The 25682-nt window shown below is 37.9% G+C and carries 23 protein-coding genes, 1 riboswitch and 1 other annotated feature; of the genes, 3 read left to right on the plus strand and 20 right to left on the minus strand.

Features of this window, described 5'->3' with window-relative positions; all coding sequences use genetic code 11:
• Nucleotides 1–24 precede the first annotated feature (24 nt).
• From mtnN to recD2, 16 genes are all read right to left on the minus strand, one after another.
• Nucleotides 25–717 (minus strand): 5'-methylthioadenosine/S-adenosylhomocysteine nucleosidase, encoded by a 693-nt coding sequence (gene mtnN, locus LCP48_RS16040; protein ID WP_004226864.1) that lies wholly within the window; start codon nucleotides 715–717, stop codon nucleotides 25–27.
• A gap of 60 nt (nucleotides 718–777) precedes the next feature.
• Complete coding sequence (locus tag LCP48_RS16045; protein ID WP_004226862.1) at nucleotides 778–1437, minus strand: YrrS family protein; 660 nt, start codon at nucleotides 1435–1437, stop codon at nucleotides 778–780.
• Between the two features lie 143 nt (nucleotides 1438–1580).
• Nucleotides 1581–2069, minus strand: a complete 489-nt coding sequence (gene greA / locus LCP48_RS16050; RefSeq protein WP_004226860.1) for a transcription elongation factor GreA — start codon at nucleotides 2067–2069, stop codon at nucleotides 1581–1583.
• Nucleotides 2070–2244: 175 nt separating this feature from the next.
• Complete coding sequence (gene udk, locus LCP48_RS16055) at nucleotides 2245–2883, minus strand: uridine kinase (protein ID WP_004226858.1); 639 nt, start codon at nucleotides 2881–2883, stop codon at nucleotides 2245–2247.
• A complete protein-coding gene (locus tag LCP48_RS16060) occupies nucleotides 2883–4163 on the minus strand; it encodes a peptidase U32 family protein (protein WP_004226855.1) in 1281 nt (426 codons plus the stop codon). The genes udk and LCP48_RS16060 overlap by 1 nt, the downstream gene beginning before the upstream one ends.
• A gap of 14 nt (nucleotides 4164–4177) precedes the next feature.
• On the minus strand, nucleotides 4178–5110 hold the full coding sequence (locus LCP48_RS16065) for a peptidase U32 family protein (protein WP_009373774.1): 933 nt from the start codon (nucleotides 5108–5110) through the stop codon (nucleotides 4178–4180).
• A 5-nt stretch (nucleotides 5111–5115) separates the two neighbouring features.
• Nucleotides 5116–5748, minus strand: a complete 633-nt coding sequence (locus LCP48_RS16070; RefSeq protein WP_004226849.1) for an O-methyltransferase — start codon at nucleotides 5746–5748, stop codon at nucleotides 5116–5118.
• A 286-nt stretch (nucleotides 5749–6034) separates the two neighbouring features.
• Nucleotides 6035–7162, minus strand: a complete 1128-nt coding sequence (gene mltG, locus LCP48_RS16075; RefSeq protein WP_009373773.1) for an endolytic transglycosylase MltG — start codon at nucleotides 7160–7162, stop codon at nucleotides 6035–6037.
• Between the two features lie 149 nt (nucleotides 7163–7311).
• A complete protein-coding gene (locus LCP48_RS16080; protein ID WP_004226844.1) occupies nucleotides 7312–7839 on the minus strand; it encodes a DUF1292 domain-containing protein in 528 nt (175 codons plus the stop codon).
• Nucleotides 7840–8211: 372 nt separating this feature from the next.
• Complete coding sequence (locus LCP48_RS16085; RefSeq protein ID WP_004226842.1) at nucleotides 8212–8520, minus strand: DUF1292 domain-containing protein; 309 nt, start codon at nucleotides 8518–8520, stop codon at nucleotides 8212–8214.
• Nucleotides 8521–8538: 18 nt separating this feature from the next.
• Nucleotides 8539–8955, minus strand: a complete 417-nt coding sequence (ruvX, locus tag LCP48_RS16090) for a Holliday junction resolvase RuvX (protein WP_004226840.1) — start codon at nucleotides 8953–8955, stop codon at nucleotides 8539–8541.
• Nucleotides 8956–8957: 2 nt separating this feature from the next.
• Nucleotides 8958–9224: an IreB family regulatory phosphoprotein gene (locus LCP48_RS16095; RefSeq protein WP_004226839.1), complete on the minus strand. Its 267-nt coding sequence runs from the start codon at nucleotides 9222–9224 to the stop codon at nucleotides 8958–8960.
• Between the two features lie 88 nt (nucleotides 9225–9312).
• A complete protein-coding gene (alaS, locus tag LCP48_RS16100; protein WP_225340381.1) occupies nucleotides 9313–11973 on the minus strand; it encodes an alanine--tRNA ligase in 2661 nt (886 codons plus the stop codon).
• Between the two features lie 87 nt (nucleotides 11974–12060).
• Nucleotides 12061–12276: a binding site (T-box leader), on the minus strand.
• Nucleotides 12277–12344: 68 nt separating this feature from the next.
• Nucleotides 12345–13310 carry a magnesium/cobalt transporter CorA gene (gene corA, locus LCP48_RS16105; RefSeq protein ID WP_004226828.1) on the minus strand — a complete coding sequence of 322 codons (966 nt, stop codon included), beginning with the start codon at nucleotides 13308–13310 and terminating at the stop codon, nucleotides 12345–12347.
• Nucleotides 13311–13554: 244 nt separating this feature from the next.
• Nucleotides 13555–13720: riboswitch (M-box (ykoK) riboswitch) on the minus strand.
• Between the two features lie 57 nt (nucleotides 13721–13777).
• A complete protein-coding gene (hpaB, locus tag LCP48_RS16110) occupies nucleotides 13778–15211 on the minus strand; it encodes a 4-hydroxyphenylacetate 3-monooxygenase, oxygenase component (RefSeq protein WP_004226827.1) in 1434 nt (477 codons plus the stop codon).
• Between the two features lie 123 nt (nucleotides 15212–15334).
• A complete protein-coding gene (gene recD2 / locus LCP48_RS16115; protein WP_009373770.1) occupies nucleotides 15335–17767 on the minus strand; it encodes an SF1B family DNA helicase RecD2 in 2433 nt (810 codons plus the stop codon).
• A 189-nt stretch (nucleotides 17768–17956) separates the two neighbouring features.
• Here recD2 and hisA point away from each other — a divergent pair, with 189 nt between their 5' ends.
• The 3 genes from hisA (at nucleotide 17957) to LCP48_RS16130 (ending at nucleotide 20714) form a co-directional block, all read left to right on the plus strand.
• Nucleotides 17957–18724 (plus strand): phosphoribosylformimino-5-aminoimidazole carboxamide ribotide isomerase, encoded by a 768-nt coding sequence (hisA, locus tag LCP48_RS16120; protein ID WP_004226824.1) that lies wholly within the window; start codon nucleotides 17957–17959, stop codon nucleotides 18722–18724.
• On the plus strand, nucleotides 18721–19008 hold the full coding sequence (locus tag LCP48_RS16125) for a hypothetical protein (protein ID WP_004226823.1): 288 nt from the start codon (nucleotides 18721–18723) through the stop codon (nucleotides 19006–19008). The genes hisA and LCP48_RS16125 overlap by 4 nt, the downstream gene beginning before the upstream one ends.
• Before the next feature lie 956 nt (nucleotides 19009–19964).
• The gene (locus LCP48_RS16130) at nucleotides 19965–20714 is read left to right on the plus strand and encodes a GTP pyrophosphokinase (protein ID WP_009373769.1); all 750 of its coding nucleotides are present in this window, start codon (nucleotides 19965–19967) and stop codon (nucleotides 20712–20714) included.
• 89 nt (nucleotides 20715–20803) lie between these two features.
• Here LCP48_RS16130 and LCP48_RS16135 read toward each other — a convergent pair whose 3' ends face one another.
• The 4 genes from LCP48_RS16135 to LCP48_RS16150 all read right to left on the minus strand — a co-directional run bounded on the left by LCP48_RS16135 (nucleotide 20804) and on the right by LCP48_RS16150 (nucleotide 25508).
• Nucleotides 20804–22249, minus strand: a complete 1446-nt coding sequence (locus tag LCP48_RS16135; RefSeq protein WP_225340382.1) for an MDR family MFS transporter — start codon at nucleotides 22247–22249, stop codon at nucleotides 20804–20806.
• A gap of 173 nt (nucleotides 22250–22422) precedes the next feature.
• Nucleotides 22423–23082, minus strand: coding sequence for a tetratricopeptide repeat protein (locus LCP48_RS16140; RefSeq protein ID WP_004226819.1), 660 nt, complete (start codon nucleotides 23080–23082; stop codon nucleotides 22423–22425).
• Nucleotides 23083–23156: 74 nt separating this feature from the next.
• The gene (gene mnmA / locus LCP48_RS16145; RefSeq protein WP_004226816.1) at nucleotides 23157–24281 is read right to left on the minus strand and encodes a tRNA 2-thiouridine(34) synthase MnmA; all 1125 of its coding nucleotides are present in this window, start codon (nucleotides 24279–24281) and stop codon (nucleotides 23157–23159) included.
• Nucleotides 24282–24359: 78 nt separating this feature from the next.
• The gene (locus tag LCP48_RS16150) at nucleotides 24360–25508 is read right to left on the minus strand and encodes a cysteine desulfurase family protein (protein ID WP_004226813.1); all 1149 of its coding nucleotides are present in this window, start codon (nucleotides 25506–25508) and stop codon (nucleotides 24360–24362) included.
• Nucleotides 25509–25682 lie beyond the last annotated feature (174 nt).

The following is a 25682-nucleotide window of genomic DNA, read 5'->3' on the forward strand; positions in this document are numbered from 1 at the left end:
CACATTTTGACCATTCTGTGTAGTTTATAGTGAGGAAATTGCTTTTAATACGACTTGTGTCGAATGTTTTGCAGCAACTGGTAAAAATTCATCGAAGCTAATATTCGATTCTTTACCTGCAATATCTGATAATGCACGAATGACTACAAAAGGTGTAGCAAATTGATAACAAACTTGTGCAACTGCGGCTGCTTCCATCTCTACAGCTTTCATTTGAGGAAAATGACGACGAACAACCTCTACACGTTCAGGATCATTCATAAAAGCATCTCCAGAGCAAATTAAACCAACGCCATACTGATGCTCTCCAACTGCCTTCACAGCCTCCTCAGCTACCTTCATCAATTTCTCATCTGATTTATATGCTGCTGGCATACCAGCCATTTGTCCAATTTCATAGCCAAAAATTGTGACATCTACATCGTGGTGACGAACTTCATCAGAAATAACGACAGCGCCTACCTCAAGAGCTTCATCATATCCACCTGCAGAGCCTGTATTAATGACAACATCTGGTTTAAACTCATGTAAAAGAATTGTCGTAGACATAGCAGCATTTACTTTACCAATACCGCTTTTTAATAATACGACTTCCTTCCCTTCAAAAGTTCCTGTTGTATACTCACTACCTGCAATCGTTGTGCTGTGTGCATCGTCTAATGCTGCTCTTAGAAGCTCCACTTCCTCTTCCATTGCGCCAATTACTGCAATTTTCATGTACTGTTACTTCCCTTCTTTTATCAACTCTATTAAAAATAATCAAAAGAGTAATTTTCGTCAATAGGCGCCTTCTAATGTATTTAGTTGCTCTAGCTTCACAGGCTTCCAACCTTCATTATCAACCCATTCCATGCTTACACGATACATTTGAGATTTATCATTTGTAGAAACAGTAGCAATGGATGAATTAGGACCACCATTATTTTGCATACGCCAGATGATCATATTGCTTTGGTCAATACCTGTCACAGTAGATACTGTTGCTACTTTCTCAGCCCAGTCTACAGACTTGTCGTCATATGAAGACACATGCTGACCTGTTTGAGTTGTAGGTGTTGGCTGCCAATTTTTATTCGTGATGACCTTCTCAACAATAGGATTATCTGATGCTGATTCTTCTGCTGTGCCTTGTTCTTTCTGGGATGTCTCAGGTTCCGATTCTTCCTCTGAAGGTTTATCTTCTTCTACAGCGAGATCTTCTTTTTCTTCATCCGTCGGTTCTTTCTCTACTTCTTTTTCATCATCACCGCTCTGTTCTTCTTGAGCTGGTTTCTCTTTCACTGCTTGATCTGCATCATCTTGCCATTTAAACACATAGGTTGCTGTGATAATAATGAGTACAACCACAACACCAATTAAAACATTCAATAGTTTATCTAGCTTTTTATTACGAGATGGCTGCAAATGACGACCACTTCGAGTTTGTCGTTCACTCATAATGTCTCCCCCTCTCTAGGCAATATTCTATCAAGTTCGACAGCACTTGCAAAATAATTCTACTCATTATTTTGCTACATAGTTTTCACGCTAAAAATGGTACAAGCAGTCAGCCAAAGGCCAACTGCTTGTACATATACATATTATTTAATTGAGAGAATTTTCACTTTCATTTCGCCGCCAGGTGTTTGAACAACAACCTCTTCCCCTTCAGCACGACCAAGTAGACCTTTTGCAATTGGTGATTCATTCGAAATACGGAATTCCATAGGATCTGCCTCAGCAGAACCAACAATTGTATAAGATTCTTCATCTGTTGATGGCTTACCATTGATGATTTCTACAAATGTAACCGTTTTCCCTAGTGATACTACACTGTTATCTGTCTCGTCTTCAGAAATAATCACTGCATTACGAATCATTGATTTTAATGTTGAAATACGACCTTCTAAAAAGGCTTGTTCTTCTTTTGCAGAATCGTACTCAGCGTTTTCAGAAAGATCTCCAAAATCACGTGCTATTTTAATACGTTCAACGATTTCTTTACGTGTTTCAGTTTCTAATTTTACTAATTCTTCTTCTAATTTACGTTTTCCCTCAGCTGTCATAGGGTACTGTTTTTCATTTGCCAAAGTCCTTCACTCCTTGTTTCTTCAATATAAAAACATAAAACTCGACTAAATGCATGTGAGATGCACTTAATCGAATTTTATTATTTTTAAACGTTTTCAAATTACGCTTTGACCTAATAGTATGCATGCTTTTTCAAAATATGCATGTAAATATTGTCAATACCACTCTATCTTATTACAATACGTTGTCGGTTTCAAGAATAGTTTTAATTTTCGTTACCATTAAATCAATCGCGACCTCATTATCCCCACCTTCTGGAATAATGATATCAGCATAACGTTTCGTTGGTTCAATAAATAAATTATGCATTGGTCGAACCGCTGATAAATACTGCTCAATCACCGAATCTGTTGTACGTCCACGCTCTTTAATATCACGCATAATGCGGCGAATAATACGTAAATCTGAATCTGTATCCACAAATAATTTAATATCCATTAAATCACGTAAATCAGCATCCTCTAGAACTAGAATACCTTCTAGTATAATAACGTCTACTGGTTCAACATGTATAACTTCTTCTGCCCTTGTATGCTGGACGTAATCATACACAGGTTTTTCAATTGGTTGACGAACTAACAACTTTTTTATGTGTTCAATTAATAAATCATTATCGAAAGCTAACGGATGATCATAGTTAGTTCCTAAGCGTTCTTCAAATGTTAAATGACTTTGATCCTTATAATAAAAATCTTGTTCAATTACCACAACAGAATGCTCACGGAAAACATCATAAATGGCGCGCGTCACGCTCGTTTTTCCGGAGCATGAGCCACCTGCGATTCCGATGACAACAGGGCGCTTCACTGCCATTAGTTATTCTCCTTTCGCATCATGTTATGCGGCTTCAATGGTGTATCGCATTTAAATTTAACAATTTGTAATGGATGACGTGCTGCATCTAGGCTATTGCCATCCTCGTCCCAAATTTCACCCATTGTTAAACGGAAATTCTCAATTTCAGGACCAAAGAATTCTACTTCATCACCAGGTTTAAAATAATTACGCTGTTGCATTGTCACTATTTTTGTCTCCGGATCATGTTCTAAAATAAGTCCAGCAAATTCATAGGTTGTTTTACGACCATGCACACCAAACATCTGCTCCTCAAAGCCAGGTGCATCATGGAAGAATGCTTCAGCCGTATCACGGTTAGCACATTTGTCTAATTCCTCTAGCCATTCACGTTTAATGTTAAAGTTATCTGGATCTGCACAATAAGCATCAATCACTTTACGGTACACAGAAACTACTGTCGCTACATAGTGAATGGATTTCATACGACCTTCAACTTTTAACGAGTCGATACCTAGCTCAATCATATGAGGAATCGCTTCAATTAATTTTAAATCTTTTGGACTCATCGCAAATGGTGCATGGCTCTCATCGAAAAGTGCTTTTTCTTCACCATCTTCTAATTCATATAGATCATAGTCCCAACGGCATGATTGGCAGCATCCCCCTCGGTTTGAGTCACGAGCCGTCATATGATTAGAAAGAACGCAACGACCAGAGTAGGCAATACACATTGCTCCATGCACAAAGGCCTCAATTTCAATGTCGACCTTTTCTTTCATCAGCTTCATTTCTTCTCCGCCGACTTCACGTGCTAATACAACACGATGTAAACCTTCCTCTTTCCAGTACTGGACGGCCTTCCAGTTGGACAATGATTGCTGAGTAGAAAGGTGAATTTCAAGCTTAGGTGCTGCTGTACGACATGTTTCAATAATGAGCGGGTCTGCTACAATAATACCAGTTACGCCCACTGATTCAATATCCTTTAAGTAACGCTCTAAGCCATCCATATTTTCATTGTGGGCAAAAATATTTGTTGTTACATATATTTTCGCACCATATTGATTGGCAAATTCTACACCTTCACGCATCTCTTCAATTGAAAAGTTATCCGCATTCGAACGTAGGCCAAACTCTCGCCCACCGATAAATACAGCATCTGCTCCATAATGGACAGCTATTTTTAATTTCTCTAAACTACCCGCTGGCGCAAGTAGTTCTGGTTTTTTAGTAATGACACGTTTACCGTTGACAATCTCACGGATTTTGTCATTTTGCTCTAACGCTAATGCCATGTTATTGTCCCCTCCTAGTAAACTGTTTCCTTGAAGATAAAGCCTGTATCTAATGGTCTAATAGCTGGTTGAATATCTTCAATTTTTGCTAATAAATCGTCTTTTATTTCTTCATATGCGTCTTCTGATTCGTCAAAATACGTATCGATCGCTTTTCGATAAGCTTCTGTTACCGCGACTACATAGTCTGGTGTTTGAAGTACACCTTCAATTTTCAGCGCATCGATGCCACCCTCAAATAATTCGCCTAGTTCATCAATCATACACATATCATTTGGACTGAAAATATGTGTACCATTCACATCTTCATATATTGGATATTTATTATTTCGTTCATCATCATGTAGGAACATATTACGATTTTCTTGGCGGTTTTCAATAGCCATTACTTTATCTTGATATAAGAAATAATGGCCGAGTAATGGGCGTTTTGATTGGAACATACATGTCATGCCATGTACTTGTACTTCAATTTCCATTTCAGTATTTTCTTTAATCTCTAATACTTCATCAAGAGAAAGCTCACGCGCTAATACGGCACGCGTTGCACCACGTTTCCCCCAGTAATTAGCTGTAAACCAGTTTGTAGCTGTCGTTTCTGGATTCCAATGTAACGGAATCGTAACACCTTGCTCTCTGCGAATAATGAGTACCGCTGGATCACCGTAAATTAAACGGTCCACACCGATACGTTGCATTTCTTTTAAATAATCTGCAAGTGCCTCTAGTTTCTCATTATGGAAAAGTGCATTGACTGCAACATATACCTTTTTACCCGCTTCATGAATAAGCTTTGTCGCTTCTTCTACTTCTTCAACCGAGAACTCTCCTGCTAGACGTAGACCAAATTGTTGTTCACCAATAACAAAAGCATCTGCTCCAGCGGCTAAAAGTGCTTTTATATGTTCTAATGATTGTGGTGTCACAAGCAATTCTGGTTTTTTCATAGTAGTCACCTCTTCAAACATAGTAATAAACCATCACCGACTGGTAAAAAAGCACTTGTATAATCTGGGTGCTGCATAATCCAATCCGTAAAGTTTTTTAAATTGCGAATCATTGTTCGCTTACGACGTGGAACATCCTTCAACTCTAAATCAGACAAACCATGCATGTACATATTATCGATATACAATACCCCACCTGATTTTACTAAAGGTGCATACTTTTCAAAAAAGCGTTGGTATTGTCCCTTCGCAGCATCAATAAAGACCGCATCGAATGTTGTGTTAATGGCCTCGTCATCCACTTCTAAAGCGTCACCCTCAATGACCGTAATTCGATCTGATACAGTCGAACGTTTAATATAGGCTTTTGCCCTTGCTACACGATCTTGATCACGTTCAATTGTAACAATTTGGACATGAGGCAATGCCTCTGCCATACGAATAGCAGAGTAACCAATTGCTGTACCTATCTCTAAAATTTTTGACGGATTTTGAATACGCAACAGTTGATTTAATGCATCAATACCTGCTAGCTGCATGATCGGTACGTGATGCTCCTCCGCATATGCTTCCATTTCTAAAAGCAATTCATTACGTGGCTGTATAAATGATTGTATATATGCATCTGATAATTCCATCGTTTCCACCCTCATTTAAAAGGCAACGAGCGTTTGCCGTTGTCTGTACTTCATCATTTATCAACAAAAAGAAAAAGACCAAACGTGATGTCTTGGTACTTTGCCATACAAAAATGAGCAATTGCTTCGATATGCTCAAACAATTGCCACCACGCATATTTGTCCCGCATAAATGAACGGATTGATCAAAAATCACACTTTATAATAGCATGAAAATAGAAGGAAAGCTATTTTTCTTTCCTTCTATCCATCTGTTTGCTATACGATTTTTGTTCTTCCTATACGTTTACTCTTCTTTTCGTAAATATTTTTCTACCTTCTGCAAATGCTCATCATAGGTTTTTGAGAAGTGGTTGACACCCTCTTTATCTGCTAGGAAGTAGAAATAATCTGTTTGACTTGGATTTAATGATGCCTCAATCGAAGTTTTACCTGCACCCGCTATTGGACCAGGTGGTAGACCTTTATTTTTGTATGTGTTATAGGCATTATCCACTTCTAAATCCTCATATAAAACACGATCCTTGTGATCACCCAGTGCATAGAGCACGGTTGGGTCTGTTTGTAGTGGCATCCCTTCATTGATTCGATTATAGAAGACACTTGCAATAGTCTCTCGATCCGTTTGAGCAGTCGCTTCTTCTTCCAATAATGAAGCAAATGTTAACAGCTGATGTACGGACATTTGTTTTTCAGCTAATACATCACTATAGTTCTTCACCACATTGTTCATGGCTGCTATCATCTCTTCTACAATCGCTTGTAAGGATGGTTTTTCCTCATAATAAGAATACGTAGCTGGATATAAATAGCCCTCTAAGTCGTAGCGAATATTGTCAGCTAAAACCGCCTCTGTAACTAGCTCGGGATAATTAGCCATCATTTGTTGAACAAATGTGTCACTCGTCACAAGATCCATAAATTCTTTTTGTGTGTACGGTGTTTTCTTTTCAATCACTTTCCCAATTTGTTCAAGTGTTAAGCCTTCTGGGACCGTCATCGTAAAGACAGGCTTACGATATACCTTCCCTGTTTTCAAGCTTTCAATAAGTTCATCAAAAGTCATTGCCTGTGTTAAATCATAATTTCCCGCTTGAAATTGTGATTCATTTTTAAATTTTGCATAGTACTTAAAAACACGTGCATCTTTTATGACACCTTTTTTCTCTAGTAGTGTTGAAATAGAGGACAAACTAGAGCCAATTGGTACTTCTACCGCAATCGTTTTCGTTGCATTAGGGTCTAGTGGTTTTAAAGCACCTTTTACATAATTGTACCCAAATAAACCAACAACGCCAATTATTAGTACGAAAACAATGGCAATAATTGCGACGATTTTTCTCACGATTTTTACCTCAGATTTTCTTTCTTGCATTTTTGAAAACATTTCTTGTTTTTTAGAACCGTTATCCACGGGTTTCCCCCCTATCACTATTCAATATCATACTAGAAATCAACTTTCACGACAAACAGAAATCGACAATTCAGGAGAAATTACATATGTAAAAAATCTGCCAACAACTTTCGTTAGCAGATTTTTGAGCATTCTAGAAATAGTTTATCCTATAAAGTGTTTAATACTTCTTCTACAAATTCCCATTCTTCATCTGACTCAATCGGGTATAATTCTTCAATCTGGCCTTCATTTCCAGCTATATATTGGGCAGCAAAAATATCACGCTCATCAATCGGTTCATCTGTTGCTGGCACATATAATACATACGATTTACCGAATTGCTCAGATGAAAACGTATGAATGACTTCGCACACTTGATCTTTTCCTTCTTCGTCTGTCACAGTAATTAGCTGTGGTTCTTCTTCAAATTCATCTAGTAATGTTAACACCACTTCATTAATCATTTCCCATTCTGCGTCTGTTTCAACAGGCTGTAAATTTGTCATCTCACCTGTATTGTCATCATAATCAAAAGTCATCGCCGAAAGGTCTCCTGGAATTTCTTGACCGGTTTCATCTAGAAGGGAAAATAACACATAGGACTTGTCCTCCGCATCAAAGGTAATGACCACACGACACTGCTGTTCCTTACCATCTTTCCCGATGATCATAAATTCTTGCGTTTCTTCATTCATCCTGTTTCCTCCTTTATGACAATTTGATGTCATTTATTAAATCGCTTTTGAGGCTAGACACTTTAGAATAGCTTCTCCTATTTTTGAGCAAGTTTTCCCTGTTTAGGAGCTTTTCTTCTCTACATTTGGGCAGGCTCTCGAAATTTTCGAGCGTGGCTTTGAGCGGAGCCTCCATTCTTGGAGCGGTGCCACTCTAATTCTAAGCGAATCCTCTAACTTTATGAACGTTTCCCAACAATTGTGGATCAATTTCACACATCTACAATGCATTCATTCCTCCATTTAACAATCCTTCTACAGTAGAAAAGCTTCAATAAAAAAGGAACAAGGACTGCAAGCTGCGATCCTTGTTCCAAGCTTTGAGTTAGAAGATTAGTCTTCGTTTTCATCCTCTAAAGCGTTTAAAACGTCCTCTACCATATCCCACTCTGCTTCAGTTTCGATTGGTGTTAATTCACCATCTTCACCATTTTCAGATGGTACAAATGAAGATACAAAGATTTCAACTGAGCCATCTTCATCTTCCTCTGCGCCTACCATTGAGTAAAACACATATGATTTGCCAAACTCTGGAGATTCATGAACGTGAATCACTTCACAAAGCTGCTCGTTTCCGTTTTCGTCAATCACTGTAATGTGTTGAACATGTAGTTCTTCTTCATGGTTATGCTCGTGTGCCATGCATAGTCACCTCATCAATTAATTTTTGCTATCTAAGTAGCCTTGTAAAATCATCACAGCTGCCATTTTATCAATGACCTGCTTGCGCTTTTTGCGACTCACGTCCGCTTCGATCAGCATACGTTCAGCAGCCATCGTCGTTAAACGTTCATCCCATAATTTGACCGGTAGTGAGAAATGCTCTTCTAAAAGCTTTTTATAGTTCTCAGAAGCCTCTCCACGCGGTCCAACCGTATTATTCATGTTTTTTGGAAAACCTACAACAAATTCTGTTATAGTATATTCCTTTACTAGCTCAGCGATACGGTCAATACCGAACTCACCATTAGCCTCATCAATTTTTACGGTTTCAATACCTTGGGCGGTCCAACCAAGTGCATCACTTACAGCAACACCCACAGTTTTTGACCCAACGTCTAATCCCATAATTCTCATTTCTAGTCCTCGTTATTCTTTTTGATATAAAATTTAACAAGCTCCTCTAGAATTTCGTCACGCTCAAGCTTGCGAATTAAATTACGAGCATCCTGATGGCGAGGAATATACGCCGGATCACCAGAAAGTAAGTAACCAACAATCTGATTGATAGGGTTATATCCCTTTTCCTCTAATGAAGAATGAACTTTCAACATTACCTGCTTGACTTCCTGTTCCATTGATTCTTCTGGAAAATTAAATTTCATCGTTTGATCAAATGAACTCATGACCAGCACCTCGCTTTCAGAAATAAGGAGATGTGCAAACAAGCTCATCTCCAATTTCTCTTTATTATAACATGTTTTGGTGAATTAATTAAATGGATTTAACATAATCATACACAGAAAGTAGTGCTTCATCAAGTTTTGATGCATCTTTTGCACCTGCCATCGCCATATCTGGACGACCGCCACCTTTACCACCACATGCTTCCGCAACCATTTTCACAATATTCCCTGCATGGTAATTGCCACCAACTAATTCTTTTGAAACACCAGCACATAGCATAACCTTATCGCCATCCACTGCTCCAAGAACGATAACAGCCTTTGGCATTTTCGCTTTCAAATCATCCATCATCTGACGCAGTTGGTTATTGTCTTTTGCTTCTACCTTTGTAGAAAGAACTGTGACATCTCCAATTGTTTGTGCTGCATCAACAATTGCCCCAGCCTGAGCATTGGCAATTTTTTGAGATAATGCTTCGTTTTCACGTTGTAATTCTTTGTAGTCTGCTTGTAAAGCCTGTACTTTTGTGACAATATCTTTAGCATTTGCTTTTAATAATGCTGCTGCATCATTTAATAATGCTTCTTCTTCTTTTACTGCTTCATAAGCAACTTTTCCTGTAACAGCTTCTATACGACGAGTACCTGCACCGATACCACCTTCTGAAACAATTTTAAAGAAGCCAATTTCAGAAGAGCGTTTAACATGGATACCACCACATAGCTCAATCGAATAATCTCCGATGGATACTACACGTACAACATCTCCATATTTTTCACCGAATAATGCCATAGCACCCATTGCTTTTGCTTCATCAATGCCTTTTTCTTCAATAACGACCTCTATATCATCCCACACTTTTTCATTTACAATACGTTCAATTTGTTGTAATTCTTCTTTTGTAACTTGACCAAAGTGAGAGAAATCAAAACGTAAACGGTCAGGTCCTACATATGATCCAGCTTGGTTTACATGATCACCTAGCACATCTTTTAATGCACGTTGCATAATATGTGTTGCCGTATGGTTTTTAATGATTAAATTGCGGTCATCACGATTGACCACTGCTTGCACTGCATCTTCCACATGCATTTCACCAGTTTCAACTACTACTGTATGAAGCGGTTGACCATTCGGTGCTTTTTGAACATCTTTTACGACAGCCGTAAAGCTATCATTTGAAATAGTACCACTATCGGCAATTTGGCCTCCCATTTCAGCGTAGAATGGTGTCTTTGCTAAAATAACCAATGCTTCCTGACCTTCCGAAGCGACTTTCGCAACTTGACCATTGACGATCATTGCAGCGATTTCAGTATTAACAGTTAACGTATCATAGCCAACAAATTCACTTGCAACCGTTAAGTTTGCTAATACCTCATTCTGTACTTGCATCGAATCAACATCTTGTCGTGCAGCACGCGCGCGTTCACGTTGCTCTTCCATCGCTTCCTCAAAACCTTCATGATCTACTTTCATGCCTACTTCCTCTGCATATTCTTCCGTTAGCTCGATTGGGAAACCATAAGTATCATATAAGCGGAAAGCATCTGCTCCTGGGATGTAATCATGACCGGCTGCTTTTTGAGATTCCACTACTTCATTAAAGATAGCTAAACCACCATCTAATGTTTCATGGAAACGAATCTCTTCATTTTTAATGACACGTTGAATAAATTCGCATTTCTCTGTCACTTCTGGATAGAAGTCTTCCATAATTTTACCCACAGTTGGTACAAGTTCAAACATAAATGGTTTTTCAATGCCAATTTGTTTAGCATAGCGAACCGCACGACGTAGTAAACGACGTAATACATAGCCACGGCCTTCGTTTGACGGCAGGGCACCATCACCTATAGCAAATGCTACTGTACGGATGTGGTCTGCAATCACTTTAAATGGTGTATTAATATCTTCTTCTGAGCCAAAGATTTCATTTAAGTCTACTTCGCCAGGTCGTTTATATTTACGGTTGGCAAATTCCTCGATTTTTTCAATGATTGGCATAAATAAATCAGTATCAAAGTTTGTTGGTACATTTTGCACGACGGACACAATACGTTCTAAGCCCATACCTGTATCAATATTTTGCTTTGGTAGTGGCGTGTAAGTGCCATCAGGATTATGGTTAAATTGAGAGAACACAAGGTTCCAAATTTCAAGGTAACGCTCATTTTCTCCTCCTGGATACATTTCAGGATCATTTTCATCTGAGCCGTATTCTACGCCGCGATCATAAAAAATCTCTGAGTTCGGACCAGATGGACCTTCTCCGATATCCCAGAAGTTCCCTTCTAAACGAATTAAACGTTCTTCTGGAATACCGATTTCCTGATGCCAAACATCATAAGCTTCCTGGTCTTCAGGGTGAATCGTGATAGATAATAATGCTGGATCAAAGCCCATCCATTTTTTATCTGTTAAAAACTCCCAAGCGTAATGAATTGCTTCTTTTTTAAAGTAGTCACCAATAGAGAAGTTTCCTAACATTTCAAAGAATGTATGGTGTCGAGCTGTTTTCCCAACGTTCTCAATATCGTTGGTACGAATCGATTTTTGTGCATTTGTAATACGTGGATTATCAGGGATAATACGGCCATCAAAATATGGTTTCAAAGTTGCAACACCTGAGTTGATCCAAAGAAGTGATGGATCATTTATTGGCACAAGTGGTGCTGAGGGCTCATGATGATGCCCCTTTTCTTTAAAAAATTCCAAATACATACGGCGAATATCTACTGCTTTCATTGGATAAATTCCTCCTATTTTATATTGTAAAATCACGATACGAGTCCTGCGATCTACCGAAGAAAATAAAAAAAGCCCTCATCCCCAAAAAGGGACGAGGACTTGTCATTAGTCTCGCGGTACCACCCTAGTTGTAAGTAAAAATCTTACTTACCTCTTTAGCACTTGTAACGTCAGTGAACGGCAGGGATTAGCTGCACTCTGGAGTAGCTTTCGGCATTTGCTGTTGTGAGGATTTTTTCAGCCTAGAAATCCCTTTCTTGTGCACACACAAATACGTACTTTTTCCATCATCGTTTTTACTTTTTCTATCGAAAATTATAAAAAAAATCTATTGCGCTGTCAATTAGTACTAGTATGACTAACACTAACTAAGCAATCATTTTTTTGAAATATATCCACATACCCCATGTAAAAATAACTAAGAAGGCGCTAATTGCAATCGTTGTATAAGGGGTATCTTGATAAGGTAAAGGTACATTCATTCCAAAAAAACTAGTAATTACTGATAGTGGTAACATAATTGTCGAAATGACCGTTAATAAATTCAGCTTTTCAATGGATTTCCCACTGATAATTGAAAAATACGTATCAAGCGTGCTGTTCACTAAATCGCGATATGTCTCTGTGGAGTCGACAATACGTTCTAGATGGTCATTCAAATCTTTATAGAATGGAATATTTTCTTCTTGAATGTCAAATTTCCACTGACCATTGATTGTAGAAAAAATTCTTCTTTGTGGCATAATGGCCTGACGAATTAAAATAATTGTCCGCTTCAATGCAAGAAATTCCTCTGTCACCACTTTTGGTTGATAATCATAAATTTCTTCTTCTAGTTCATCTATACGTGCGCGAATTCGTTCTAATACTGGGAAGTATTCGTCTGTAATACCGTCAATAATAGTATGCAATAAAAAATCAGTACCCTTTTCTAAATATCTTGGGCTATTGACACAAACATTCTCCATTTTCCCTAGCCATTGCAACTTTTGTTTATGCACAGTCACAATATAGTTTGGTCCCATAAAAATATTTAACTCAACTGTTGTAATTTCATTGTTACTTTTCTCATTATAGATTGGTGCATGGAGCACAAAAAATTTATAATCACCATAACTATCCATTTTTGGACGTGAGCCTTCATGTAAGCAATCTTCAACTGCTAGTGGATGAAAGCCAAATACATCTGCTATATTATTCAATTCATTATAACTATAGGCATATAAATCTACCCATAATAAATCTTCGTTATGAATAGGGAGTTGTAAATCAATCATATTGAAATCATGTTGGACTGTCTTGCTGCTGCTATTATAATAGTGGATTTTAATCATTGCATTTCACCTCATGTTTGTTATTGAGGGAAACAAAAGGTCATCCTTATCACCTTTTGCCTGCATCGGTGATCAGAAATCGATGACTTTTTATATGTTTCCGTTTGCCTAAATGATACTTATTCGGTTCAGGACTACTATCCATTTCTCATCACCTTCCTTCCATAACAAAAACACGCCTTCTACGAATGAAGGCGTGTTGAATACACATATCAAAAAATAGCAATAAAATACATTGCATGCTTGTTACCTTCAAACGTTGAGTTTTAGCACTATGCGGCATAGGAATATGTCCAGCTACGTTAAAAAACACCTTATTTCGATGATTTCTGTTGACCCATTGGCGTCTCTCGACATTTTTGGGTAGTAGCGTATCTCCAGCATAGGAGCCTCACCTAACGAAGGGAGTCTTATTTTTTTATTCCTGTAAATGATAACGGATAGTTTCACAACTGTCAAACTTTCTATCAATCATTTTTCAGAAAGTCTTCTACTCTTTGCACTAAATGCTCTCGTTGATAAGATTGATAGAGCAAGCTAGATAAACGTACAGGATCACCAAAGAAAAAGCGTTCGTACAATGTCTGTCTTGTGCCAAAACTACTCATCGTTAAATCCCAAGCTAAACGGAATTTCTTTACTCGCTCTTCTCCTTTGTCTTTGAATGATTGCAAATAATGTTCAAGATCACCATCATCTACTGAAAATGCATGTTCAGTCGGTATAGACATCAAGCCACTTGCTCCTAGTTGCTGGATAATTTCCGTAAAAGTTGGATATACTTTCGGGAAAATTTGAATAGCTACTTGGAGGGTTGCAAGGTCAGGTCGAATAAAGCCAAAATTATCTCTTTGTGCATCCACTTCTGATTTGATTAACAGTGCTTTCATCGTTTCTAATGGCACAATCACATCCACCACTTTTTGTTGTACATGTTGATAGTCTCCGATGTTAATAGTGTCCACTATCGATTGCACAACCCCAAGTACAAATTCGGTCTTGGCAATTTGGCGAGATAACACTTGATGTAATGTGTAAGCTTGGAAGCCACTGACATTCATAAATTGATTGGCCACTTCTATATTTTCATAGTAAAAAACACGTTCCCATGGGACAACTACATCATCAAACACAACGATTGCATCCATTTCTTCAAAACGAGCACTTAACGGATAATCAAAGGTAGAATCTCCCCCTACAAACGATTGCCGACATAAAAACTTTAAGCCTTTAGTATTACTTGGAATAGAAAAACCGAAACCTTTTCCTTCATCATAGCCATTTGTCGATAAAACAAGAAGCTCATCTGTTATGCCACCCTGTGTTGCTAGTAATCTTGCCCCTTTAATGACTAAGCCCTCACTTGTCTTCCCAATGATTTTAGCAGCAATGGTTACTTCTTCATCCTCATAGTAATAGCGTTTGCGATTTACCTGTGGTTCGATAAAGGTATGTGTCATCGTAATATCATTCTCGCGAGCATACTCATAGAACTTTAGCAAATGCTCTGGGAAACAATTTGGCTTCTCTTTTAAAAAGTCTGACGCTGATGCAAGGGCCATTAATGTTGTATTCATATAATCAGGGCTTCTCCCCATAAAGCCTTGTGAAGATAATGCCCATTCTCTTGCCGCATGGCGCCTTTTCACAAGATCTTCTGGCGTCAATACTTGAAGAAAGGACATGCCAACTTTCTGTTTGCTAGTTGGCGATTCATAGGTCATTTTTTCAAGAAGTGCCTCTTGATGTTGTAAATCAAAAAGTTTCGCTTGACTCTGAATAATTCCTTTAAAGGCAGGATGTTCTGACACCTTCCCTGTCACGATTTTCCCATCTATCGAAATATACGTTTTTAAAGCATCAATTCGTTCAATATACTGCTGCCCTGTCATTATCGGCATGCTGTCACCCCTATACATTCCCTATGTTTTTGTACTTATCTAGTATATGAAATGTCCAAATATTAGGTGACGATACATCAATTAGAAAAACCCGATTAGACAGTCTAATCGGGTATATTTATTTTAGTCATCCAAAAAATCATAAGGAGAGACATCATTCATACCAATCATTGGATGAATATAAGGGGCTGTTTCTACTGTTAGCTTTTGTTCAATGGAAACAGGCTCTTGCATCCCTTCATTTTCAACTGACACTGCCTCGACTTCCACAAGTTCTTCCTCAATTTCCATTGGGTTAAGTCTTGCACGTAAAGAGGTGAAACGCTGTAGGTCATCTGTACGTTGTAAACCATCTGCAAGTACATCTGGTTCACCACATAAAATCAAAAAGTTTTTAGCACGTGTAATACCTGTGTATAAAAGATTACGCCGTAACATTTTGGAATACCCTCTAACCACTGGCATAATGACCGTTTGAAACTCAGAGCCCTGTGATTTATGGATGGAGCAACAATAAGCTAGTGTCAATTGATTGAGATCGCTTCGTTGATAGGTCACTTCAATGCCATCAAAGGATACGATCAATAAATCTTGTTTTTCGACCGTCTCTTTCGCCTTAATAATACTAATGACCTCACCCATATCTCCATTAAAGACATTGCTTTCTGGTTGATTGACAAGCTGAAGAACTTTATCCTTTATTCGATAGGTTACATCCCCAAAGACTAGCTCTTTTCGTGTTCCAGTATCGTTTGGATTAATAAGCTCTTGAATCATTTTATTTAAACTATCTATCCCAGCTGGTCCTTTATACATGGGTGCCAACACTTGGATATTACGGATTTCCTGACCTTTTGCGACAGCACTTTTGACAACCTGTGTTACAACGTTGGCAACTTGATCGGCTGAAGCCTTAATAAACGAACGATCAGAGGTTTTAGCTGTTAACTCTTTTGGAATCGTTCCTTTTTTTATTTGATGGGCAAGTTCAATAATCGTTGAGCCTTCTGCTTGTCGGTAAACATCTGTTAGCTCGACGGTTGGTAGCTGCTTGGATGCTAATAAATCTTTTAACACCTGTCCTGGACCTACTGGTGGAAGCTGATCCTGATCTCCTACAAAGACAACTTGAACATCTTCATGTAAAGCTTTTAATAATTGATGGGCAAGCCATGTATCAACCATGGACATTTCATCCACGATAATCAGCTTACCTGTCACTTCACGCTCTGTTTCTTCCTCTTTTTCTTGCCCTGTAAAACCGAGCAGTCGATGAATGGTCATCGCAGGCAGCTCTGTTGATTCGGCTAATCGTTTAGCAGCACGTCCAGTCGGAGCACAAAGAATAATCGGAAAAGGCTCCTCTTTTTGAGCATACTCTTTTGGATTTAAGGATAGGCCATGAAGCTTTGCATACACTTCTACGACTCCCCGTACAACAGTGGTTTTCCCCGTACCAGGACCACCCGTTAATATCATAACGGCTGAATTTAAAGCCTGCTCAATGGCATTCGCTTGTGTTTCTGCATAGGTAACATTGAGTAGCTCCTCTGTTTCTCCAATGGCTTTTCGAATTTCATCTTTACTAAAATGTTCAGCCTTATTATTCCGTTCGATAAGCGATAAGATTTTCGATGCAATCCCTACCTCTGAAAAATACAGTGACGGTAAATATAACCTTGTCTCTTCCCCACAAATTTTGCCTTCTTCACGGAGTCCGATGCAGGCTTGAGAAATATCTTCGAATGGTATCTCCTGTCGTTGGCTTTGTTCAAGCATTTCCTTAACGAGCGGTAAAACATGTTCTGCATCTAGATAGACATGTCCATCTGATAAAGCTGCTGTATTTAAAATATGTAAAATCGCTGCTTTGACACGATCAGGATGTTTACCAGTTATACCTAATTTTGCACCTAGCTCATCAGCTCGAAAGAAACCCACTCCTTCCACATCTTCAATTAAGCGGTATGGATTTTCTGTCAGTAATTCAATGGCTTCTGTTCGATAGGTTTGATAAATTTTCATGCCAAGCTGTGGACCAAATCCCCACTCATTCAATTGAATCATGATCCGCTCTAAACCTAAGTTTTGCTCAATGGTGCGGTGAATGACTTCTTTTTTTTCAGCAGATAGGCGCGGAACAGCATCGAGGGCATTAGGATCTTCTAAAATAACACGGAGTGCATTCGCACCTAGTTTTTCAACAATCGTTTCAGCTGTTTTTTTCCCGACCCCTACGAAGAGGTCACTAGATAAATAATGAATAATTCCTTGCTCAGTTGCAGGCACTTCTTTCGTAAATGTCTCAATTTGAAATTGAGCACCGTATTTAGGATGTTGTTTTAAAATACCAGTAAATCGATATTGTTCGTCCATTTGTAGTGGGGGAAAATAACCAACAACAATAATTTCTTTATCTTCATATTGCAAATTCGTCTCTTGAATTTTCACACGTACAATCGAATACATATTTTGCGCATTATGAAAGATAGAGACGATCGGACGTCCGAGTATAAAAAATTTATTGAGTTCAAATAAATCTAAATGATCTGTCATGTTCGGTCCGTCCTTTCTTATAGTTTTCAATCTTTTTATTTTACCATAGCCACATGAAAATATCGCAGACAAAAATAGATTCGCTTCGTTATTTTTACATTATTTTGACAAATGACAATTCTCTGCCTTTATCCTCCGTTCCATGCTATGATTAATATGAATTATTTGCACGGAAGGATTGTGAAATTATTGGAATTTAGACCTTGCATCGATTTACACGATGGCAAAGTAAAGCAAATTGTAGGCAGCACTTTGGGATATACAAATCAAGCAGTTGTTGAAAACTTTATTTCTCAACATGACGCTAGCTACTATGCACAAATGTTTGCCCAAGATCGTTTAACAGGTGGACACGTTATTATGCTAGGCTCTGGTAATGAAGAAGCTGCCCTATCCGCTCTAACAGCCTATCCTCAAGGCTTGCAAATAGGTGGTGGCATTACGGCTGACAATGCTCAAAAGTATATTGATGCAGGTGCTTCGCATGTCATTGTCACATCCTATATTTTTCATGATGGTCAGCTCGATTTAGCACGTTTAAAGCGTTTAAATCAATTAATTGGTAAAGAACACCTTGTCATCGATCTCAGTTGTAAGATGCGTGACGGGAAATGGTTTGTCATGACCGATAAATGGACTACATTTAGTCACTTCGAAGTCAATGCTGCGTCGATTGCCTATATTGAAGATTTTTGTGATGAGCTGTTAATACATGCTGTCGATGTTGAAGGAAAAAAGGGTGGCATGCAGGAAAGCTTGGTACAGGACTTAGCTGCTTGGACATCTATCCCAACTACTTATGCAGGCGGCGTTCGTTCAATCGGAGACTTAGAAAGATTTAACCAATTAGCCAATGGAAAACTTCATGTAACCATTGGGAGTGCGCTTTCTATTTTTGGTGGCGATTTACCTTATACAGATGTAGTAGAATATTGTAAAAAAGGCGGGATTTTGTGAAGCTTATTTATAAAGATTATATTTTTCCATTTCAAGAAACTAATTTAGAGAGAATTATAGATGGTAAATATTTTAAAGTGAATAAAAAAGATAATTCTCTTGCAATTCAAGTGCAACTTGACAACGAACAAATGTTACTGGAATTTTCAAAATCGTTAAAGGCAACTTGTGGCTTTTTACGCGATCAAGAAACAGAGCCTTATATCGGAACCTATATTGATTTACAAGTTTTCGTTGATGAGTTTAATAAGCGTTATAACTTAAATGCTGAAATTATTAGTTAAAACATGGGGACAGATGGTTCCCTTTGTTTTAACCTCAAATCCTCTTCTGCATTCTTCCTTGCCCCTATTTCTGAAACCTTTTCATTGTCATGTGAGTTATATATTGTATAGCATAACCATAGGGGGTTTACATGACAAAACTACATACTCAATATGTCCTTCCTTATTTTTTATGCTCCCTGCTCTTCTAATAGGGATGATCACCATGATCTCCTATGGCGTAGGCTTTCATATTTGGATACAGAACTTGTTCATCTGGGTTGTTGGCATTAGTTTTTGCTATGGAATGTCAACAAAAACTACCCTAAAATTTTTAGATATTAGCCCTCTTTCTATTACAACTGTTTTAATCGTTTTACTCGTTATGCCCTTTTAGTTTAATGGTATAGAGGGTGTCCATCGAAGGATAACTTTTGGCCCGTTTAATTTTTATATAGCTAGTATTAGTTTGCCTATATTAATTGTTTATTTATGGAAGCTTTCAATAAATAAACATTTATCATTTACGATAGGATTCAAGTTCCTCATAAAAGGTATATTATTAATGCAACCAGATGCAGGGCAAATCACTACGTTTGCTTGTGCCTCCACCATCATTTTATGGAGAGTTGTAGAAAATTCGATTTGGAAGTACTTTTCACTACTCTTATTCGCTTTTTTGTCATCGCATCATGGATTTTTCTTGATCATTAAGCTCCAGTCCCATATGTGGAGCAAATTATTTTTTAGTGGCTGACATGGGCAGTATTTTGCTTTTTTTAGGTGTTTTAGCACTCCTATTGTTAATTTATCCATTCTTTGTCCCATGGAAAAAAGATACCTTGTCACGTTCGTGGGTCATTTTCCTATGCCTATTATGGGCTATGAATTTCACCAATGATCGGCTATCTCATTGCCATCACAGCTATACAAAAAATAAAAATCGAACAAACCGTAAAAGAAAGGATTTACAAACGATGAAAACTGAACTAGAAGTAAACACTTTAAAATCATTTCAAACTGAATTAACACGCTTCTTTTTAGCTTACAAATTTGCTCTACAGGAAGTGGAAACGAAAATTAATATATTACAAGAAGAATTTAAGTTAATTCATGAATATAATCCAATTGAGCATGTATCTACACGTATAAAATCACCTAAAAGTATTTTAACGAAGATGATGAAAAAAGAGCTTCCTCCATCAATAGAGGCTGTGCGTGAAAATATCCGCGATATAGCTGGTGCTCGCATCACCTGTTCCTTCGTGGAGGATATTTACAAGGTAAGTGCCATGTTACAAGCACAGCATGACATGGAAGTTGTTGAGGTGAAGGATTATATAGCCAATCCAAAAGAAAATGGCTACCAAAGCTTACATCTCATTATTAAAATTCCTATCTTTATGTCAGACCATATGGAAAAGGTCTATACAGAGATCCAAATTCGTACAATTGCAATGGATTTCTGGGCAAGCTTAGAACACAAAATTTATTATAAGTATAACAAAGAAGTACCTGAGCATATTCGTCATGAATTAAAGGAGGCCGCACTACAAGCAGCTGAATTAGATCGAAAAATGGAGCGACTGAATAAGGAAATCAATATTTTAAAAGAAAATGAAGCCGAGCCTTCATTGCTAGACAGTACCCCCATCGCACATTTAGCGAAATACTTAACGGAACTACCTGGCAATCAAATAATTGATGACACTCTATTCAAAAAGTAAATTTATTCTATGGTTTAGTCGTCAAATGAAAAACCCACCTCACACGCTGCTTGATCACAGAATGTGAGGTGGATTTTACTTTTTATTCACTATTGCGCTTTCCTTGTAGATTTCGTTGCTACAAAAAAGGAGAAAATAAGAGCACCAATAGCAAAAATAAAGGTAGCTATATATACATAACTGACGCCATTCGCAATAGTGTCCTTTAAAAAGCTTACTTCTTCTAAATTAAACCCACCTTTTGCAAATTCACCATTTAATTGAATTTCACCTTTTCCTAATGAAGCCATTTTTTCACTCGTTGCCAGGTTGAAAATCATACCAAATAGCGCTGCACCAATCGCTTGGCTAAATGTATTTGTAAAAGAGTTCAAACCAATTGAAATACCAAGTTGCTTTGGATCTGCCACCTTTTGTATGGAAATCATCAACATCGGCATAATAAAGCCCATCCCTAGCCCTATTAACGATGATGCGAAATAAACGCTGAAATCATTAGAACCTGAAGATAGTCTTGCCAACAATAGTGTACCCGTAACAAGTAAAATCGTACCCATTTGGATAATACGTTTATTTGTTAAACAACCGATTAAATAACCTGCCATAATCGAGTTCACCGTCCAAAAAATAGACATTGGTGTTAATAATAAACCAGCCTGCGTTGCATTTTTGCCTAAAACACTTTGGGCAAATATGGGAATATAAACGGTCACACCAATGACAATAGACATGCCACTTAAAGTTAATGCATTAATAACCATTAGTCGTCCATTTTTAAACAGTGTTAACGGAATAATTGGCTCCTCTGCTTGCAACTCCACCCAGATAAAAATACTTAGGAATACAAGAGCAACACCATATATTAGAAGAGATTGGCCTGATAACCAAGTTTGTGTTTTACTGTTTTCGATAATAACAAACAGTAACGCAACCATGCCAATTGTAAAAAATACTGCACCTAAGTAGTCAATTTTACGCTTCACTGCCTCTAGTTGTTCTTTATAATGTTTAGCAATTAAGTAAATAGAGGCTAAACCAAACGGTACATTAATGAAGAAAATAAAGTGCCAAGATACTTGGTCAACAATAAAGCCGCCAAATAATGGACCTACTACACCAGAAACGCCCCATACCATACTTAAATAGCTTTGTCCTTTGGCACGCTCTTTTTCAGTTTTAAACAACTCACCAACCATTGTTAATGTGATGGGCAAAATTGAACCTGCGCCAATACCTTGAATTGCTCGAAAAACAATTAATTGCTCCATGGATTGAGCTAAACCACATAACATAGAACCTACTAAAAAAATAATGATACCTGTAATAATCATCCGTTTACGGCCAAATAAATCAGCTAATTTACCAAAAATAATCGCCGCTATGGCTGAAGCTAGTAAATAAGCAGAATAAATCCAGCTTATTAAGTCTACACCTAATAAATCAGCCGTAATACTCGGAATAGCAGTACTAACAATAGTTCCCTCAATTGCAGCGAGTGCTGTTACAAGTAATAGTGCTATAAATACTTTATTCATTCTGTCACCTTTTCCTTTCCTGCATGACATACATTACCAAGTTTGAACTAGAATTAAAAGAGAAAGGGATTTAATTTATAAAAAAATAAACGATGTTTTTCTGTTTTACTAGATAAAATCAATAAAAAAGCAGCAGGAATGTTAATCAACATTCACTCGCTGCTTATTATCTATCAGTTAAATCGTTGAGCAATCATATCGTAAATATAACGTGCTTGGTCATATTCAGGTTGTAAGGTAAAGGCTTGTTTCAAATGATACATGGCATCTTCTGTTTGTTCAGTGGACACGGCATATAGTACGCCTAAATTATAATGTGCATCTGCATTATTCCAATCCTGTTCAATCAAGAGATCCAGTTCCTTCTTCCCTTCCTCAAACATTTCTAATGCACATAGTACTATCGCATAGGCTAAACGAATCTGTGTATCTTCTGGAGCAATTTCTACTGCACGTTGTAAATAAGGTAATGCCAATTTAGAGTTATCCATACGTTCAAAGCATTTCCCCATCATATAATAGACATCGGCACCTTCAATATGATGTTTTAGCGCTTGCTCATATAGCTTCACAGCCTCGGCATAGCGTTCAGCATTGTAATATAAATTGGCTAGACCGTAATAGGCTGTAGCTGCTGATTCATCCACAGTGATTGCCTTTTGGAAGAAACGTTCTGCACGCTCAGTATCCTCTAATACGGCTAATAAATTGCCGAAATTTACATACCCAATAGCATTTTCAGGCTCTGCCTCAATTGCTTTTGTAAATAGTTGAGCAGCATCCTCATAACGTTTTTCTTGAAATGCTTGGATGCCCTGTTCATTATAGTTCATTTGTTCTTCACCTCTATGTAGCGAAAGACTGCTTTTAGGAAGCCAAGAGGCCGTAAAAGCAGTCTTAACGCAATTTATCCAACATATGTTAGTTTTTCATTACTTTTAAAGACTTCATCAATCGTTCCGCCACCCATACATTCTTCTCCGTTGTATAGCACTACAGCTTGGCCAGGTGTAATTGCACGTACAGGTTCTGCAAATGTAATGTGTGCACGCCCATCTGGTAAAATTTCAACTTCTACTGGTGTATCGGTTTGACGATAACGGAATTTTGCTGTGCAAGAAAATTTCCCAGGCAATTTTTTTGTCGAAGTATAGTTCATTTTCACAGCAGTTAATGATGTTGAATACGAGTATTCATTGTCAAAGCCTTGTCCGACAAGTAAAACATTACGTGCTAAATCTTTCCCTAGAACAAACCAAGGCTCGCCGTCTCCACCAATACCAAGCCCGTGTCGTTGACCAAGTGTATAGTACATTAAACCATCGTGTTGGCCCATTACAACGCCATCCATTGTTTCCATTTTCCCAGGTTGTGCTGGTAAATATTGACTCAAGAACTCCTTGAAATTACGTTCACCGATAAAGCAAATGCCTGTTGAATCTTTTTTCTTTGCCGTAGCAAGGCCAGCTTCTTCTGCAATTTTTCGTACTTCTTTTTTCTCTATATCACCAATTGGGAACATTACATGCGCCAATTGCTCTTGCGATAATTGATTTAAAAAGTATGTTTGATCTTTATTATCATCAACGCCACGTAACATTCTAACTTCACCATCACCATTACGATCAATTCGTGCATAGTGACCTGTCGCTAAATAATCAGCACCAAGGTTCATGGCATGCTCTAAAAATGCTTTAAATTTAATTTCTTTATTGCACATAACATCAGGATTTGGTGTACGCCCTGCTTTATATTCTTCTAAAAAGTAAGTGAAAACTTTATCCCAATATTGTTTCTCGAAATTGACAGCATAGTATGGGATACCAATTTGATTACATACTTTTATCACATCGTCATAATCTTCCGTTGCTGTACAAACACCGTTTTCGTCCGTATCATCCCAGTTTTTCATAAAGATTCCGATTACTTCATACCCTTGTTGTTTTAACAAGTATGCCGCCACCGATGAATCTACCCCACCTGACATGCCGACAACAACTCGAATTTGAGAGGGGTCACGTGTTTCTTTCATTGTGGTCACCTTTTCTTTTATCTAATTACAGTTTGTGTTTCAATACTTTAACGAAACATAACATAAGTATCTTGCAAATTATTTTTTAGCTAGTTTTTTCACGATTTGAGCCGTTTTTTCTGCTGCATCTTGAATATCCTTTTCCGTTAAACCCTGCCCAAAGCTGAATCGGATGGAATTTCGTAGCTCCTCTGCACTTTGTCCAAACATTGCTACTAACACATGTGATGGATCAATCGACCCAGCGGTACATGCAGAACCACTAGATACACAGATTCCTGCCATATCAAGATTCACTAAAAATGATTCTACTTCCATGCCCTCAAAGCTAATATTTAAAACATGTGGCAATGACTGCCCTTCATCACCATTAACATGGAATGCTAGCTTTTCCTGTGAAAAAACAGCAAGCATAATTTGCTTAAAGTGATTGTATAGTGAACGCTTTTCTTCACGCAACTCATTTGCAACTTGCACGGCAGTCGCAAAAGCTATAATGGCAGGTATATTTTCAGTACCTGCACGACGTTTTTTCTCTTGTGCGCCCCCAAGAGCGTAACTTGCTAACGGTGTTCCTGCTTTTTGATAAAGGAATCCAACACCTTTTGGACCGTTGATTTTATGAGCAGATACACTTAATAAATCCACCTGTAATTCATTTACATCAATGTACTCTAAGCCATAAGCCTGAACCGCATCTGTATGGAATATGGCACTATGCTCACGCAATAACGCGCCAATTTCAGCAATTGGCTGAATCGTTCCTACTTCATTATTTCCATACATAATTGTTACTAAAATGGTATCATCACGAAGGGCTTTTTGGACATCCTCAACCGCGACACGCCCTCTTTGATCGACAGGTAAATAGGTCACCTCAAACCCATCACGTTCAAGTTTTTCACAAGTATGTAATACTGCATGATGCTCTACTTGCGTTGTAATGATGTGTTTTCCTTCATTTGCACGGGCATAGACAGTTCCTAAAATTGCCATATTATCAGCTTCTGTGCCACCACTTGTGAAAATAATTTCCCCTGCTTGCGCACCAACTGATTTCGCCAATAGCTCACGTGCATCATCTAGATATTTCCTTGCTTCTCGACCTGCTTTATGAATACTCGATGCATTGCCAAATACCTGCTGCATAGCAGTTGTCATTGCTTCTATTACTTGGCCATTCATTGGAGATGTGGCCGCATGATCGAGATAGATATATGAATTCATGTTGAAAAACTCCTTTTTAAACTCTGTGACATCTGCCAGAGGCTTTCGCTTGATTCAGTTAATGCTTGCAAAATCAATACAAGTATTCTTCACTCCTCTATGAGAGGGGAATCTTCCATACTTGGTGGTTCATTTTAGTACAAAAACATTTGCTGAATCGAGATAAAAGCACAA

This window comes from Lysinibacillus capsici (assembly GCF_020217405.1).
GTDB lineage: Bacteria > Bacillota > Bacilli > Bacillales_A > Planococcaceae > Lysinibacillus > Lysinibacillus capsici.